This window comes from Psychroserpens mesophilus (assembly GCF_050617655.1).
Lineage (GTDB): Bacteria > Bacteroidota > Bacteroidia > Flavobacteriales > Flavobacteriaceae > Psychroserpens > Psychroserpens mesophilus_A.
In genome coordinates this window covers 1-264 of record NZ_JBODQC010000218.1, presented here as the reverse complement: position 1 = coordinate 264, position 264 = coordinate 1, and the positions used below count along the sequence as shown (strand labels likewise).

The window sequence follows — 264 nt, the reverse complement described above, 5'->3', positions numbered from 1 at the left end:
CTCGACTTTTCTGTTCAAAGTGAAAAACGCTACATCTTTGAAGTCGATGGTCTCGAAGCGGCAGCATTTGTTGCGCAATTGGTATTTTCCAACCTCAGCGCATCTGGTGTTTTTGATGGGCTCGTCCCCATCGTTTTTGATCGCGCTGGCAATGGACGGATAGAGTCGAGTAAGCTCGTGGCAAGGGCACCTGGGGGCAATCTCTCCTACATTGGCGAGCTAACCTATAAAGACCTCGGATTTGTCTCCAATTTTGCTTTTAAC

General features: G+C 48.1%; 1 protein-coding gene. It reads left to right on the top strand.

Annotation, left to right across the window (positions count from 1 at the left end; all coding sequences use genetic code 11):
* Window positions 1-264: intermembrane phospholipid transport protein YdbH family protein (locus tag ACRHNM_RS17015; RefSeq protein ID WP_431137817.1), on the top strand; the 264-nt coding region annotated here is incomplete at both ends.